We start from the raw sequence: 14,898 nt of genomic DNA, 5'->3' as shown, positions 1-14,898 counted from the left end.
TATTGGTGATTGTCATTCCATGAAGGGGACAGCATGGGCTCAGTCGCCCTGCGCTTCGGCCCGGCTTTTGCCCGAGACCGCCAGCGCCAGCGTCGCCCCCATCAACCCGTCGAGATCACCGTCAAGCACGCCTTTGGTGTCCGAAGTCTCGTAATTGGTGCGCAGGTCTTTGACCATCTGGTAGGGCTGCAGAACGTAGGAGCGGATCTGGTTGCCCCAGCCCGCGTCGCCTGCATTCTCATGCGCCTCGTTCACCAGTGCCGAGCGCTTGTCCAACTCCATCTGATAGAGCCGCGATTTCAGCGCTTTCATGGCGATGTCACGGTTCTGGTGCTGCGACTTCTCCGAAGAGGTCACCACGATGCCCGTGGGGTGGTGGGTGATCCGCACCGCGGAGTCGGTGGTGTTGACGTGCTGACCGCCCGCGCCGGAGGACCGGTAGGTATCAATGCGAATATCGGACGGGTTAACCTCGATCTCGATATTGTCGTCGACCACCGGGTAAACCTTCACGGAGGTGAACGAAGTGTGCCGTTTGGCTGCCGAGTCGAAGGGCGAGATGCGTACCAGACGATGCACGCCGCTTTCGGATTTTAGCCAGCCATAGGCGTTGTGACCTTCGATCTTATAGGTCGCGGATTTGATGCCCGCCTCATCGCCCGCGCTTTCGGCCTGAAGATCGACCTTATAGCCCTTTTTCTCGGCCCAGCGGACATACATCCGCGCCAACATGCTGGCCCAGTCGCAGCTTTCCGTGCCGCCCGCGCCTGCGTTGATCTCAAGGAAGGTGTCGTTGCTGTCGGCCTCACCGTTCAGCAGCGCTTCGAGTTCCTTCTGCGCGGCCTTTTCGGCCAGCGCCTTCAGCGCCGCCTCGGCATCCGAGATGACCTCTTCGTCCTCTTCCATCTCGCCCAATTCGATCAGCTCTAGATTGTCGGCCAACTCCTGTTTGATGCCCTCATAGGTGTCGATGGCATCGACCAACGACTGACGCTCGCGCATCAGCTTTTGCGCCGCATCGGGGTTGTCCCAAAGGTTCGGGTCTTCGACGCGGGCGTTGAATTCTTCCAGCCGGTAGGGCGCGGTCTCCACATCCAGTCGCTGGGCCAGCAATTCCAGCGATTTGCTGATCTGGTCCGCGGTATTCTGTGCCTCTGCGCGCATGTGTGCCTGCCTTTGATAAGTAATGCGGCCCCGAAAACCGGAGCCGCACGAGAGATAGACCAGCCCGCCAGCGGCGGCAAGTGGGGGCGGCAAAGCCGGGCTTTGCCCCGCCCCCTTCGGCCTGATTAGTAAAGCCCGCCGGAGCTCAGCGTGCCAAAGCTTGCCTTGGGGCCGACGGTGGCCTTCTTGCCGGTCGACGTGGTGACCTGACGCGACGAGGAGCCGCCCAGTTCTTCGACCAGTGGCAGGTCCGCCCCCATGGCAAAACCGCCGTCGAAAGAGATGCCAAAAAGCGGCTCTTCGCCATCGCGGAAACATTCCGACACGACATTGCCACCGGTGGCACTGTCGCTCAGCCGCGCGCCGGTGAAACGGTCGATCTTGATAAAGCGGCACTGGTCGGGGACCGCGAAGTCACCGCCGCCATATTTCTTGATCGCCTCGGACATGAAGCGCTGGAAGACAGGCGCGCAGAGCCGCCCGCCGCCCGCGCCCCGGCCCATCGGGCGCGGGGTGTCGAAACCGATGTAGCAGCCCGCCACGACGTTGGAGGAAAAGCCCACGAACCACGCGTCTTTCTCATCGTTGGTGGTGCCTGTCTTGCCCGCGATCGGCACCGGCAGGTTCACCGCATTGCGCGCCGTGCCACGCTCGACCACGCCCCGCATCATGGAGGTCAACTGATAGGCGGTCACCGGGTCCATCACCCGCTCGCGGTTGGAAATGATCCGCGGCGCCTCGCCGGGGGCGAGGTCGATCTGCTCACAATCGTAGCATTTGCGCTCATCATGTTTGTAGACCGTGCGACCATAGCGGTCTTGCACCCGGTCGACCAAAGTGGGCTGCACCCGCTCGCCGCCATTGGCGAACATCGCATAGGCCGAAACCATTTGGTACAGCGTGGTTTCCTGACTGCCGAGCGCGTTCGACAGCAAGGGCGCGAGATCATCGTAAACGCCGAAACGCTCCGCATAGCTGCCAACCACATCCATCCCGACTTCCTGCGCCAGACGGATGGTCATCAGGTTGCGCGACTGTTCGATCCCGGTGCGCAAAGGCGTCGGCCCGTAAAACTTATGAGAGGCGTTCTGTGGCCGCCAAACGCCCTGCGGCGTGTTGATCTCGATCGGAGCGTCAACCACGATGGTCGCCGGGCTATAGCCACTGTCGAGCGCGGAGGCATAGACAAAGGGTTTGAAGCTCGATCCCGGCTGACGCTTGGCCTGTGTGGCACGGTTGAACACGCTCGCCTGATAGGAAAAACCGCCCTGCATCGCGATCACGCGCCCCGTGTGCACGTCCATGGCGACGAAACCGCCCTGCACTTCGGGCACCTGCCGCAATGTCCAGCGGATGAAAGAGCCGTCGCTGTCCGAGGTCATGCGGCGGACCAAGACGACTTCACCCACCTCAAGCAGGTCGCCCGCCACCTGAGCCTTGCGCCCGAGAGAGCCGTCCTCCAGCCGCTTGCGCGCCCATTGCACGTCCTTGGCCGGAATCCAGTGGCCGTCTTCGTCTTCCTCGACCCCTTCGATGCCGATGCGGGCGTCACTGCTGCCGACCTCAAGCACCACCGCCGGATACCACTGGTTTTCCAGGTCGATGTCACGCGGCACCCGCAAGTCGGCGAGCGCTGCACGCCATTTCTCTTCGCTGCCCAGTTGTTCGGCGGGGATCTCGAACCGTGTTCCGCGCCAGACGCCCTGCCCGCGGTCATATTGTTCCAGCTCTCGGCGTAGGGCGTTGGCGGCGATGGGCTGCATCTCGTTGTCGATGGTCGCGCGCACGGTCAGACCGCCGGTAAAGAACTCCCCCTCGCCGAAATCCTCGCTCAACTGGCGGCGAATTTCATCGGTGAAGTAGTCCCGCGGCGGCAATTCGGCCTTGAAGCTCTCGAAATCGCCGTTCTGGACCGAGCGCAGCGGCTGCGCCACCTCGGTTTCAAAGACCGCTTCCGAGATATAGCCGTTCTCTTTCATCTCGCGCAGCACGAAGTTGCGTCGCGCCAGCAGCCGGTCCTTGCGGCGCACCGGGTGGTAATCCGACGGTGCCTTGGGCAGCGAGGCGAGGAAGGCCGCCTCATGCGGGGCCAACTCACTCAATGTCTTATTGAAATACGTCTGGCTCGCCGCCGCCACGCCATAAGAGTTCTGGCCGAGGAAAATCTCGTTCAGATAGAGTTCGAGAATTTTCTCTTTGCTCAAGGTCTCTTCCAAACGCGAGGCAAGGATGATCTCCTTGATCTTGCGCTCGGCCCGGCGGTCCCCTGACAACAGGAAGTTCTTCATCACCTGCTGGGTGATCGTCGAAGCCCCGCGCACATCGCGCCCGCGCGATTTGACCGCATCCACCGCCGCCGCACCGATGCCGCGCAGGTCATAGCCCTCGTGGAGGTAGAAGTTCTTGTCCTCAGCCGAGATAAACGCCTGTTTCACCAGATCCGGGATGGTATTGGCCGGGGCGAAAAGACGGCGTTCCTTGGCGAATTCGTCGATCAAACGACCTTGGCCCGAGTAAATCCGGCTGATCGTCGGCGGCGTATATTGCGCCAGCGACTCATGGCTGGGCAAATCCCGGCCATACATCCAGAACACCGCCCCGATGGTCAAAGCCACCATGCCGACGCTCAGGGTCAGGGTGGTGAAAATCCCCCCGAAAAAGGACAGAACAAATCGAAACACGCGCGCGGACCACCATTGGCTAGGGACAGTTCCGAGCCTATACAGGATGCACTGGCGCGGGTCAAAACACATGGCCGCCAGCGGGGGCGAATCTTCGCCCATCGCCACGGCGGCCACATCTTTTCATTTTACTTTCTGATCAAAGGCTTGAGCGCGGCATCCTGATCACGCCATGACACGATCGCATCCGCCATCGCGCCCACCATCGACGCGCGCCACACCGGATCGCGCAGATTGCTCAGATCCCGCTTGGAACTCAGGAACCCCACTTCGACCAGAACCGAAGGAATATCGGCGGATTTCAAAACCGAGAAGCCCGCCCGCCGCAGCGGTCGACCGTTCATCGGCCCGCCTGCCGCGCGCATCCCCTTGACCAGAATCCCGGCCAGCGCATCCGAGCGCGGCTCGGTCTCTTGCCGGGCAAGATCGAGCAGGATGCCCGCCACCTGATCGTCCGAGCCGGTCAGGTCCGCCCCCGCGATGATATCCGACCGGTCATGCCGCGCGGCCAGATGTTCGGTCGCCACATCGCTGGCATCGTCGGAAAGGGTATAGACCGTCGCCCCGCTCGCCCCGCCCTGCGACAGGCTGTCGGCATGGAGCGAGATGAAAAGGTCCGCCTCGGCCTGATGGGCGATGGCCACCCGGTGTTCCAAGGCGACAAAGATATCCTCGTCCCGGGTGAGCAGCACATCCACGCCCTTGCGGCGCAGCGCATCGCGCAGATCGCGGGCGAAGTTGAGCATCAGGTCTTTCTCGTCCAACCCTTCGCGCTGCGCCCCGGGGTCGATGCCGCCGTGGCCTGGGTCCAGAACGACGGTGAAACTGTCCTTGCCCCCCACCTGAGGTTTGGGCGGCGCGGTCAGCGCGGTGGTCCAATCCGGGTCCACCGGCGCGCCCGCAGCCTCGCCGAAGATCGCAGGCTCGACCGTCTCCAAGGTGATCTCAAGCCGCGCTTTGCCGCTGCTTGCGTCCACTGGCATGCCAATCTCGGCAGGGACCATCGGCTCGGCCAGATCCGCCACCAGACGCGACCAACCGGGCTGAAACGCGCCAAACCGCAGGGCCGAGATACGGCCCGGCTTTTCCAGCAGATCCCCCCGGGCGACATTCGACCAATCCGCCTCGCGGAAATCGACGATCAGGCGGGCGGGATCGTCCAACAGGAAGACACGGAAAGGCACGCCCTGGCTTAGCACCACGGTCAGGTCGGTCTTGCCGAACCAGCGATCACTCACTGCGCTCTCAACCGGATCGACCCGCGCCAGCGCCGTCAACTCCTGTGCCGCGCCGGTGATTGGCCCCGCACAGGCCAGCAACACTGCCAGTCCCCTAAAGATTGCCCGCATCGTCGACCACCCTGCCCGTTTTCGCCCTTCTACCACCTACCGCGCGACCAAACCAGCGCTCAGCGCGCCGCCATGAAGGCTTTGAGCCGGGCGATCCCCTCCTCCATATCCGCCGTGCTGCGCGCATAGGAAAAACGCAGCGTCTTATGCCCCCGCGCCGGGTCGAAATCGAGCCCGGGGGTCACGGCTACGCCCGCCTTCTCGAGAATTTCCGCCGCAAAGGCGCGGCTGTCATCGGTAAAGCGCGAGACATCGGCATAGACGTAGAACGCCCCATCGGGCGGCGCGATGTCCGTGAACCCCGCCTCTTGCAACCCCGTGATCATCAGGTCGCGATTGCGGCGGTAGACCGCCAGATTGGCCTGCAATTCGTCGTCACAGTCCATCGCCGCCAGCGCCGCGATCTGGCTGGCATGGGGCGCGCAGATGAACATGTTCTGCGCGATCCGCTCGACCACGCGCACCTGATCCTCGGGCACCACCATCCAACCCACGCGCCAGCCGGTCATCGAAAAATACTTCGAGAAGGAGTTGATCACATAGCAGTCATCGGTGACCTCCAGCGCGGTCACGGCCTTCTTGTCATATTCGATGCCATGGTAAATCTCATCCGAGATGAAGGACATCCCATTGGCCGCGCAGGCATCCGTCAGCGCCGTCAAAGCGGGCCGGTCGAGCATCGTGCCCGACGGATTGGCCGGGGAGGCCACAAGCAAACCGCGCAGGTCCGCCCCCGCGAAATCCGCCGCGACCGGCTGATACCTGTTCTCGGGCGCGGCGGGGAGATCGACGGGCTGCATCCCCAAGGCGCGCAGGATCTGGCGGTAGCTGGGATAGCCCGGCGCGCCGATGCCCACCCGGTCACCGGAATCGAAAAGCGCGGTAAATGCCAGCAAAAACCCGCCCGAGGATCCGGGGGTGATCACCACCCGGGCCGGATTGAGATCGACGTTATACCACTCGCCATACATCTGCGCGATCCGCGCGCGCAAAGCAGGCAGCCCAAGTGCCACGGTATAGCCCAAAGCCCCCTCACTCATGGCCTTGGTCAGCGCCTGAGCCGCCCCTTTCGGCGCGCCTGTGCCGGGCTGGCCAACTTCCATATGAATGATGTGACGGCCCGCCTCCTCGGCGGCGCTGGCGGCCTGCATCACGTCCATCACGATAAAGGGATCAACGGCGGACCTGGTTGAATTGCGCATGGGCTTGCTCCTACTGTCGGCATGTGCTTTCACCGCGCCTGATGCCGGGCGTCAACCCTTGGCCCCTATTTCGCAGCTTTACCGAAAGGACCGCCCATGTTCGCCCGCCTCCTCGCCCCCGCCCTCGCCGGTGCTGTCGCCCTTGCCGCCCCCGCCGGGGCCATGGACCTGACCGAGCTTACGGATGCCGAACGCGCGCAGTTCCGGGCCGAGGTCCGCGCCTATCTGATGGAAAACCCCGAAGTGATCCTGCAAGCGGTAGAGCAGATGCAAAACCGTCAGGCCCAAGCGCAGATGCAGGCGGATTTCGATCTGGTTACCGCCAATGCCGATGAAATCTTCGACGATGGCTACTCTTGGGTCGGTGGTAATCCGGAGGGGGATATCACACTGGTCGAATTCCTCGACTACCGCTGCGGCTACTGCAAACGCGCCCATGGCGAAGTGGCCAAACTGCTGGAAACGGACGGCAACATCAAACTGATCGTCAAAGAATTCCCGATCCTTGGTGAGCAATCGCTGCTGGCCTCGCGCTTTGCCGTGGCAACCAAACAGGTCGCGGGCGATGACGCTTACAAGCAACTGAACGATGCGCTTATGGCCTTCAACGGAGAGGTCACCCTCCCCGCCCTGCGCCGCTTGGGCGAAAGCTTCGATCTGGATGTCGCCGCGATCGAGGCCGAGATGGACAGCGACGCGGTCACACAAGAGATCGCCCAGACCCGCGCGCTGGCCGAAAAGCTGCAAATCACCGGCACCCCCACCTTCGTCATGCAAGACGAAATGCTGCGCGGCTACCTGCCCTATGATCAAATGATGGCGCTGGTAGAAGAAAAGCGCGGCTAAAGATGCGCGCCCCGGCAGTCGTGGCCGCGCTCGCGCTGGCCTTGCCCGCCGGGGCCGATGAACCGGCTGCGCGTGATGCGTTTGAAACCGAACTCCGCGCCGCGATCCTCGCCAATGGCGATGTCATCGCCAAAGCGATGGCCGGTCCGTCGCAAATGCAACGGCATATCCAAAACGACCTCTCCCTGCTCGACCGCTTGGCCCCCGACCTTTTGGCAGGCCACCCCATCGCAGTTTTCACCACAGAGACCTGCGAGAGCTGCGCCACCGCCGTCAAGGAATTAACCGCAATCACAGAGCGTTATGGCATCACCTTCATCCAGCACGATCTTAGCCACCCCCAACCCGCCCGTTGGGCCGCCGCCCTCGGGCTCACCAATGCCCCCTTCTATGTGCTGCCCGAAATGGTCCTCAATGGCCACATGCCCCCCGTGGTCCTAGAAAAACACCTCAGCCCAAATACGATGAAGACAAACCCGCAACCCACTCATAAATAGACATTCCCACAAAAGACAAAGCGCGCAAACCTCCCGACTCACGCGCTCCCCCTACATCTTCATCCTTTTAAAAATACCTCTGCGCAGCCTCTCACCCAACACAGGGTCAGCGGCTCAGCCTCCAACCTACTCAGCCGCCTTCACCGCCTCAGCCTCAATCTGTGCCGCGCGTTCCTCGACCTGCTCGACAATATGGTCAATCATACCCTCGTTGCCGAGCTTATGGCTCTGCTTGCCCGCCAGATAGACCATGCCAGACCCGGCCCCGCCGCCGGTAAAGCCCACGTCCGTCATGAGCGCCTCGCCGGGGCCGTTCACCACGCAGCCGATGATCGACAGGCTCATCGGCGTCTTGATATGCTCCAGCCGTTTCTCCAAGGTCTCGACGGTTTTGATCACGTCGAACCCCTGCCGTGCGCAGGAGGGGCAAGAGATGATGTTCACGCCCCGGTGCCGAAGGCCCAGGGATTTGAGAATCTCATAGCCGACCTTCACCTCTTCCACCGGATCGGCGGAAAGGGAGACACGGATGGTATCGCCGATGCCACTCCATAGCAGATTGCCCAGACCGATGGCCGATTTGATCGTGCCCGACATCAGCCCGCCCGCCTCGGTGATGCCAAGGTGGATGGGCGCGTCGGTGGCATCGGCAAGCTGTTGATAGGCCGCCGCGGCCATGAAAACGTCCGAGGCTTTGCAGGAAATCTTGAACTCGTGGAAATCGTTGTCTTGCAGGATCTTGATGTGATCCAGCCCGCTTTCCACCATCGCATCGGGACAAGGTTCGCCGTATTTCTCCAGCAAATGCCGCTCCAACGAGCCTGCATTCACGCCAATGCGGATCGAGCAATTGTGGTCCCGCGCGGCTTTGATGACCTCACGCACCCGCTTTTCATCGCCGATGTTGCCCGGGTTGATGCGCAGGCAGGCGGCACCGGCCTCGGCGGCTTCGATCCCACGCTTGTAGTGAAAGTGGATGTCCGCAACGATGGGCACCGACACTTCGGGCACGATCTCACGCAGGGCTTTGGACGAATCCTCATCCGGGACCGAGACCCGCACGATATCGGCGCCCGCCTCGGCGGCGGCTTGGACCTGCGCGATGGTGGCGGCGACATCGGTGGTCAGCGTGTTCGTCATGGTCTGCACGGTGATCGGCGCGTCACCGCCCACCGGCACATTGCCCACCATGATCTGCCGGGACTTGCGACGCGGAATATCGCGCCAAGGGCGAATGGAATGAAGCGACATGAAGACACCTTTCGCGGGATCAGGGGCTATGGCCCCCTACCTATTCAGCCAAGCCCTCATGTGCAATGGGAAGCGGCAGCCCGCGCGTTTAGCTGCCCTGACAGGGCATCGCCGCCAGCGCGGAAGGGTCGAGCGAGCCTTCGAGATCGGCGAACATCCGGCTGAGGGATTGCTCTGCCGTCGGATCGACCGGCTCATAGAGCTCAGCCAGCGCTTGCGCGTGGAGCGGCACGTTGGAAGTCACCGCCCCGCGCGGCCCGACGGGGCCAAAACAGCCGTCCGCCATTGCGAAATAAAGCGCACCGGATTCGCCCGTCCGCAGGGAAGGCGGTTCTTCGGTGACGGGAACATCCCATGTATCGCCCTTGTTCATCACGCCTTCGAAAATCACTGTACCGTCAGCCGCGCGCACCCGCACCCATGAGGGGTAAGCCGCGACCATGCGCACTTTCTCGCCCAAAGGCTCGACAACCTGAGGTTTGGGCAGATCGGTATCGGCATTGGCGAGCACCAGCGCCTCGTCGATCGCGCTGGTAATGCTATCCGAAGAGCCATCACCGCTGCCGGCCACCACGGTGCCCTGCGCGGCGGTGTCGGGGCGGTCCGGCGTTGGAAAGTTGCTGACAGAACGCGGATCGATCGAAGCGATCGGCGCGTCACGCGCCACCAGCACCGGCACGTCCAGCGCTTGAGGGCGATAAAGCCGGTCCAGTGCCTCGGCCCGGGGGCTTTCCACGCTTTTCGGCGCGGCGGAATCGTCTTCCGCATCAGGCGCGCTGGCCAGTGCGCCATCCAGCGGGTCGAGATCGGAAAGCACGATCGGGGTTTGATCCACCGGGGCCACCTGCACGCGCTGCACCTCTTTCAGCACGGTCCAGCCGCCAAAACCAATGGCCGAGATCAGCGCGATCAGAACCAGCGATGATCCAACCGCCCCCGGCTCGATCCGGCTGAGCAACCCGTCGCCCGTGGGCACGAAGGGCGTGTTGGGCCGGGCGAAAAGATCGTCTTCTTTCGGGGTCTTGCGGCGTTCCTCGAAGCTCGGCTTTTTCACGACGGAGGCTTCGGCGGACATGCCATGGGCCACGGCGAAACCGGATTCCTTGCAGAAGGCGGTGAAGGCCTGATCGGGGTCCATATTGAGGTAGCGCGCGTAGGAGCGCACATAGCCTGCGATGAAACCGGGCGTGTCGAATGCGCCGGGATCACAGTTTTCGATAGCAGCGATATAGGAGGCTTTGATGCGCAATTCGCGCTGCACATCGAGCAGGGATTTACCAAGCGTGGCCCGTTCGCCACGCATGACATCCCCCAACCGCAATTCGAATGCATCGAACCCTTTGGGTTCGACTGTTTCGTCCTCAGCGGTTCTGGAGGCCCATCGCCCGATCATCAATATGCCCTGTCCCTATTAGCCTGTAGCTTTGATCCAAACACGCCCCAACGATTCGGATATAGCCTTTTCTTGACAAAAGGCTACCACAAGACAACGCAAAACACGAATAGCGCTGCGTTAGCCCGCAGCTTCGGCACGATTCAGCGCACAATGCGACCAGAGCACGTCCATCCCCCGGACAAGCGCATCCATCTCTTTGGGGCCATGCACCGGCGAAGGTGTGAAGCGCAGCCGCTCCGTGCCGCGCGGCACGGTGGGGAAGTTGATGGGTTGGACATAGATGCCGTGATCTTCGAGCAGCATGTCCGACAAAAGCTTGGTGTGCACCGGGTTGCCCACCATGACGGGCACGATGTGACTGCCATGGTCGATGATCGGCAAGCCCAGCCCCTTCAGCCGCAGCTTCAACACCTTGGCCTGCTGCTGGTGTTTCTCACGCAGCTCGGGCGCACGTTTGAGATAGGCGACCGAAGCGGCGGCACCCGCGGCGACGGCAGGCGGCAGCGAAGTGGTAAAGATGAACCCCGGGGCATAGGAGCGGATCGCGTCGCACATCTTGGCCGAGGCGGCGATATAGCCGCCCATCACGCCGTAGGCTTTGGCCAGCGTGCCATTGATGATGTCGAGGCGGTGCATCAGGCGGTCACGCTCGGCCACCCCTGCCCCGCGCGGGCCATACATGCCCACGGCATGGACCTCGTCGATATAGGTCAGCGCGCCGAATTCATCCGCCAGATCGCAAATTTCTTCGATGGGCCCGAAATCGCCGTCCATCGAATAGATCGATTCAAAGGCGATCAGCTTGGGGGCGGCAGGGTCATCCGCCTCCATCAACTCGCGCAGATGGGCGACATCATTGTGGCGGAAGATGCGCTTTGCCCCGCCATTGCGGCGCACGCCTTCGATCATGGAGGCATGGTTCAGCGCGTCGGAATAGATGATCAGCCCGGGAAAGAGCTTCGGCAGGGTCGAGAGCGTGGCATCGTTGGCGATATAGGCCGAGGTGAACAGCAGCGCCGCTTCCTTGCCGTGAAGATCGGCCAGTTCGGCCTCAAGCTGCTTGTGGTAAACCGTCGTGCCCGAGATGTTGCGTGTCCCGCCAGAGCCTGCGCCGGTGGCGCGCAGCGCTTCTTCCATGGCCTCGATCACCACGGGGTTTTGCCCCATGCCAAGGTAGTCATTGCCGCACCAGACGGTGATATCCTGTTGCGACCCATCGGGCTTGGTCCAGACGGCATGGGGGAACTGACCATTGCGGCGCTCGATGTCGATGAAGGTCCGGTAGCGTCCTTCGTCATGCAGGCGCGCAATCGCCGCGTCGAGCTTCTCGTTATAGTCCATTGCGCGTCTCCATCTTTTGGCGCGAACAGGAGGGCCCCCTCCATATTCAGCTTTTAGAATGATTACAGATCCAAAGCCGAGGCTTCAATCGCTTATCCCGCCCCCTCTGCGGGGCGAACTGTCGCAGGCAGGCGCTGGATGTATGAATGTATGCTTGTATTGCCAGCCAGTTTGATGTTTGCAGAAGGCCAACCCAGAAAGGGCAGTTTGTTGTGCGCGCCAATCCCCATCCCCAGCAGGACCAGCGCCTGCGGACGCTCTATAATTACGAAATCCTCGACACCCCGCGTGAAGAGGAGTTCGACGAGATCGTCGAACTGGCGGCCGAAATCTGTGGTGCGCCGATTTCAGTGATCAATCTGATCGACAAGGACCGCCAGTGGTTCAAGGCCGAAGTGGGCCTGAATGCCCGCGAGACGCCGCTTGAAACCTCGCTCTGCTCTCATGCGATTCTGGAAGACCCTTTTGTCGAGATACCCGACACGCTGAAAGACCCGCGCATGGCCGACAACCCGCTTTGCACCGCGGGCGAAGGGCTGCGCTTTTACGCGGGCGCCCTCTTGCTGGCGCCCAATGGGCTGCCGCTTGGTACCCTATGCATCCTTGACACCAAACCCCGCCAACTGACCGCGCTACAACGCAAAGCCGTTTCCGTTTTGTCCCGTCAGGTGATGAAACAGCTCGACCTGCGCCTTGCCCTGCGCAGCCAAGCCGTGCTGATGAGCGAGGCGGATCACCGGGTCAAGAACTCGCTCCAGACGCTGTCGGCCATGGTGCGGCTGCACACCCGGCAACTGGACGACACGACCACCGTCAATGTGCTGAACGGCATCCAGCGCCGGGTCAACGCCATGGCAACGCTCCATAGTGAGCTGCAATCCGGACAGGGGCGCGATGAGGTTGATGCGGGCAAATACCTCGACAAGGTCGTGGGGCTTTTGCAGGAAACCGCGCCGGGGCATATCAAAATCAGCTACCGGTCAGACCCCGCCACACTACGCTCCAGCGCGGCCTCGTCCTTGGGGCTGATCATTAGCGAGTTTGCCGCCAATTCGATCAAACACGCCTTCCCGGATGGCGCGCCCGGCCATATCGACATCGACCTCAGCCTGCGGGACGGGCGCTTCCGCCTTGACTGCAAGGATGATGGCATCGGGGCTGCGAACGAAGGCAAAGCGCGGGCCGACAGCATTGGCAAAACCCTGATGGCGGCGGCAGCGTCGCAGTTGAACGCGCAGGTCGACAGCCAGCTTACCGCCGAGGGCAGCCGCCTCTCGCTCACCTTTTGAGCGCGGGGCTTGCGGCCACTGGACACGCCCTGCCCGCCTGATACCTTCGCGCCAAATTCACAAGCGCAAGGAATTATACCCATGTCCCTCGACGATGTTCTCGCCCGGATCGACGACGATCTGCCCGCCGCCACCGAACGTCTGTTGGACCTGCTGCGCATCCCCTCGATTTCGACCGATCCGGCCTATAAGGCCGATTGCGACCGTGCCGCCGATTGGCTGGTGGCCGACCTCACATCCATGGGCGTGGAAGCCGAAAAACGCACCACGCCGGGCCATCCGATGGTCGTGGGTCATGTCGGCGAAGGCAAGCCGCATCTGCTGTTTTATGGCCACTATGACGTGCAGCCGGTCGACCCGCTGAACCTTTGGGACCGCGATCCCTTCGATCCGGCGGTTGAGGAGACGGAGAAGGGCCGCGTGATCCGGGGCCGCGGGGCCGCCGATGACAAGGGCCAGTTGATGACCATCATCGAAGCCCTGCGCGCGTGGAAAGAGGTGAAAGGCGATTGGCCCTGCCGCATCACCTTCTTCCTCGAAGGCGAAGAGGAATCCGGCTCCCCCTCACTCGTCCCTTTCATGGAGGAGAACGCCGAGGAGTTGAAAGCCGATGTGGCGATGATCTGCGACACCGGGCTGTTCGAGAGCAAGACCCCCGCCATCGTCACCATGCTGCGCGGGCTTCTGGGCGAAGAGCTGACCGTCACCGCACCGTCGAAAGACCTGCATTCGGGCATGTATGGCGGTATTTCGATGAACCCGATCCGCGCGCTGAGCAAGGTGATCGCCGCGTTGCATGACGACGAAGGCCGCATCACCATCCCCGGCTTCTATGACGGCGTGCCCGACCTGCCCGAGGATCTGGAAGCGCAGTGGCAGGGGCTGGCCTTTGACCACGCCGCCTTCCTCGGCGACGTGGGCCTCAGCAAACCGGCGGGTGAGCAGGACCGCACCCCGCTTGAGATGATCTGGTCCCGCCCGACTTGTGAGGTTAACGGCATCTGGGGCGGCTATACCGGCGATGGCTTCAAAACGGTGCTGCCCTCCGAGGCCCACGCCAAGATCAGCTTTCGCCTCGTCGGCACGCAAGACCCGCTCGCCATCCGTGAGAACTTCCGCAAGATGGTGGCTGAGATGCTGCCCGAAGACTGCACGGTGGAATTCTCAGGCCACGGCGCCAGCCAAGCCTCGGGGGTGGACATTGGCCATGCGATGTTCGAACCGGCCCGCCAAGCGCTGAGCGACGAATGGCAGGTGCCTGCGGCCTATATCGGCTGTGGCGGCTCGATCCCGATTGCCGGGCATTTTCAGAAGATTCTCGGGACCGAGCCGATGCTGATCGGTTTCGGCAAAGATGACGATCAGATCCACTCCCCGAACGAGAAATACGACATGGAAAGTTTTCACAAAGGCATCCGCTCCTGGGCGCGCATCATTGATGCGCTGACCTGAGCAGGCTGGCGATCGGGCCTGCCCGGTCGCCACATATGCCACCTTCCGAGGCGCCAAGGGGCCGCACTGAATAAGCCTGCGCGAACGGGGACTTATCGCCTGCACGTTACGAAATAGAGGGGAAAGTGGCGCGGTTGACGGGGCTCGAACCCGCGACCCCCGGCGTGACAGGCCGGTACTCTAACCAACTGAGCTACAACCGCGCGATGGGGGCGGAATAGGCCACGGGGCGCGGGACGTCAAGCGCATTCGCGCGAGAAAATGCGCTTTCTCGAAAGAAGTTTTCGCGCGGCATTTTAAGGGGATTGGAAATGGAAAAAGGGACCTCAGAGAGGTCCCCTTTTCAGGCAGCGGTGGCGCGGTTGACGGGGCTCGAACCCGCGACCCCCGGCGTGACAGGCCGGTACTCTAACCAACTGAGCTACAACCG

The 14,898-nt window shown here is 62.3% G+C and carries 11 protein-coding genes and 1 tRNA gene; 4 read left to right on the top strand and 8 right to left on the bottom strand.

Features of this window, described 5'->3' with window-relative positions:
• Positions 1-39: 39 nt before the first annotated feature.
• The 4 genes from prfB to ACGYK7_RS13275 all read right to left on the bottom strand — a co-directional run bounded on the left by prfB (position 40) and on the right by ACGYK7_RS13275 (position 6,396).
• On the bottom strand, positions 40-1,164 hold the full coding sequence (gene prfB, locus ACGYK7_RS13290) for a peptide chain release factor 2 (RefSeq protein WP_394402811.1): 1,125 nt from the start codon (positions 1,162-1,164) through the stop codon (positions 40-42).
• 125 nt (positions 1,165-1,289) lie between these two features.
• Positions 1,290-3,845 (bottom strand): penicillin-binding protein 1A, encoded by a 2,556-nt coding sequence (locus ACGYK7_RS13285; RefSeq protein WP_394402810.1) that lies wholly within the window; start codon positions 3,843-3,845, stop codon positions 1,290-1,292.
• Between the two features lie 128 nt (positions 3,846-3,973).
• Complete coding sequence (locus ACGYK7_RS13280) at positions 3,974-5,194, bottom strand: N-acetylmuramoyl-L-alanine amidase (RefSeq protein WP_394402808.1); 1,221 nt, start codon at positions 5,192-5,194, stop codon at positions 3,974-3,976.
• A 59-nt stretch (positions 5,195-5,253) separates the two neighbouring features.
• Positions 5,254-6,396: a pyridoxal phosphate-dependent aminotransferase gene (locus ACGYK7_RS13275; protein ID WP_394402806.1), complete on the bottom strand. Its 1,143-nt coding sequence runs from the start codon at positions 6,394-6,396 to the stop codon at positions 5,254-5,256.
• 96 nt (positions 6,397-6,492) lie between these two features.
• Between ACGYK7_RS13275 and ACGYK7_RS13270 the strand changes: the two genes are divergently transcribed.
• Complete coding sequence (locus tag ACGYK7_RS13270) at positions 6,493-7,242, top strand: DsbA family protein (RefSeq protein WP_394402804.1); 750 nt, start codon at positions 6,493-6,495, stop codon at positions 7,240-7,242.
• Between the two features lie 2 nt (positions 7,243-7,244).
• Positions 7,245-7,739 (top strand): disulfide bond formation protein DsbA, encoded by a 495-nt coding sequence (locus tag ACGYK7_RS13265; protein ID WP_394402803.1) that lies wholly within the window; start codon positions 7,245-7,247, stop codon positions 7,737-7,739.
• 126 nt (positions 7,740-7,865) lie between these two features.
• Here the strand turns inward: ACGYK7_RS13265 and ispG are convergent, their stop codons facing one another.
• The 3 genes from ispG to hemA form a co-directional block, all read right to left on the bottom strand.
• Complete coding sequence (gene ispG, locus ACGYK7_RS13260) at positions 7,866-8,990, bottom strand: flavodoxin-dependent (E)-4-hydroxy-3-methylbut-2-enyl-diphosphate synthase (RefSeq protein WP_394402801.1); 1,125 nt, start codon at positions 8,988-8,990, stop codon at positions 7,866-7,868.
• An 88-nt stretch (positions 8,991-9,078) separates the two neighbouring features.
• On the bottom strand, positions 9,079-10,383 hold the full coding sequence (locus ACGYK7_RS13255; RefSeq protein WP_394402799.1) for a helix-turn-helix domain-containing protein: 1,305 nt from the start codon (positions 10,381-10,383) through the stop codon (positions 9,079-9,081).
• Between the two features lie 120 nt (positions 10,384-10,503).
• Entirely contained in the window at positions 10,504-11,727 is a 1,224-nt protein-coding gene (hemA, locus tag ACGYK7_RS13250; protein ID WP_394402797.1) for a 5-aminolevulinate synthase, read from the bottom strand.
• Positions 11,728-11,939: 212 nt separating this feature from the next.
• On the opposite strand from hemA, the gene ACGYK7_RS13245 reads away from it, so the two are divergent.
• Positions 11,940-13,016: a sensor histidine kinase gene (locus ACGYK7_RS13245; RefSeq protein WP_394402796.1), complete on the top strand. Its 1,077-nt coding sequence runs from the start codon at positions 11,940-11,942 to the stop codon at positions 13,014-13,016.
• An 81-nt stretch (positions 13,017-13,097) separates the two neighbouring features.
• Entirely contained in the window at positions 13,098-14,468 is a 1,371-nt protein-coding gene (locus ACGYK7_RS13240; RefSeq protein ID WP_394402794.1) for a M20/M25/M40 family metallo-hydrolase, read from the top strand.
• A 126-nt stretch (positions 14,469-14,594) separates the two neighbouring features.
• Here ACGYK7_RS13240 and ACGYK7_RS13235 read toward each other — a convergent pair.
• Positions 14,595-14,671 (bottom strand) — tRNA-Asp (locus ACGYK7_RS13235).
• Positions 14,672-14,898: the final 227 nt, after the last annotated feature.

Origin of the sequence: Sulfitobacter sp. 1A15299, assembly GCF_043556915.1 — a bacterium.
Lineage (GTDB): Bacteria > Pseudomonadota > Alphaproteobacteria > Rhodobacterales > Rhodobacteraceae > Sulfitobacter.
Note: the sequence above shows the minus strand (reverse complement) of the source record. Positions and strands in the feature narration are given on the sequence as shown.

Coding starts and splice junctions, on each gene's coding strand:
- prfB (WP_394402811.1), bottom strand. CDS start 1,164: ATGCGCGCAGAGGCACAGAATACCGCGGACCAGATCAGCAAATCGCTG.
- ACGYK7_RS13240 (WP_394402794.1), top strand. CDS start 13,098: ATGTCCCTCGACGATGTTCTCGCCCGGATCGACGACGATCTGCCCGCC.
- ACGYK7_RS13265 (WP_394402803.1), top strand. CDS start 7,245: ATGCGCGCCCCGGCAGTCGTGGCCGCGCTCGCGCTGGCCTTGCCCGCC.
- ACGYK7_RS13275 (WP_394402806.1), bottom strand. CDS start 6,396: ATGCGCAATTCAACCAGGTCCGCCGTTGATCCCTTTATCGTGATGGAC.
- ispG (WP_394402801.1), bottom strand. CDS start 8,990: ATGTCGCTTCATTCCATTCGCCCTTGGCGCGATATTCCGCGTCGCAAG.
- ACGYK7_RS13280 (WP_394402808.1), bottom strand. CDS start 5,194: ATGCGGGCAATCTTTAGGGGACTGGCAGTGTTGCTGGCCTGTGCGGGG.
- hemA (WP_394402797.1), bottom strand. CDS start 11,727: ATGGACTATAACGAGAAGCTCGACGCGGCGATTGCGCGCCTGCATGAC.
- ACGYK7_RS13255 (WP_394402799.1), bottom strand. CDS start 10,383: ATGATCGGGCGATGGGCCTCCAGAACCGCTGAGGACGAAACAGTCGAA.
- ACGYK7_RS13270 (WP_394402804.1), top strand. CDS start 6,493: ATGTTCGCCCGCCTCCTCGCCCCCGCCCTCGCCGGTGCTGTCGCCCTT.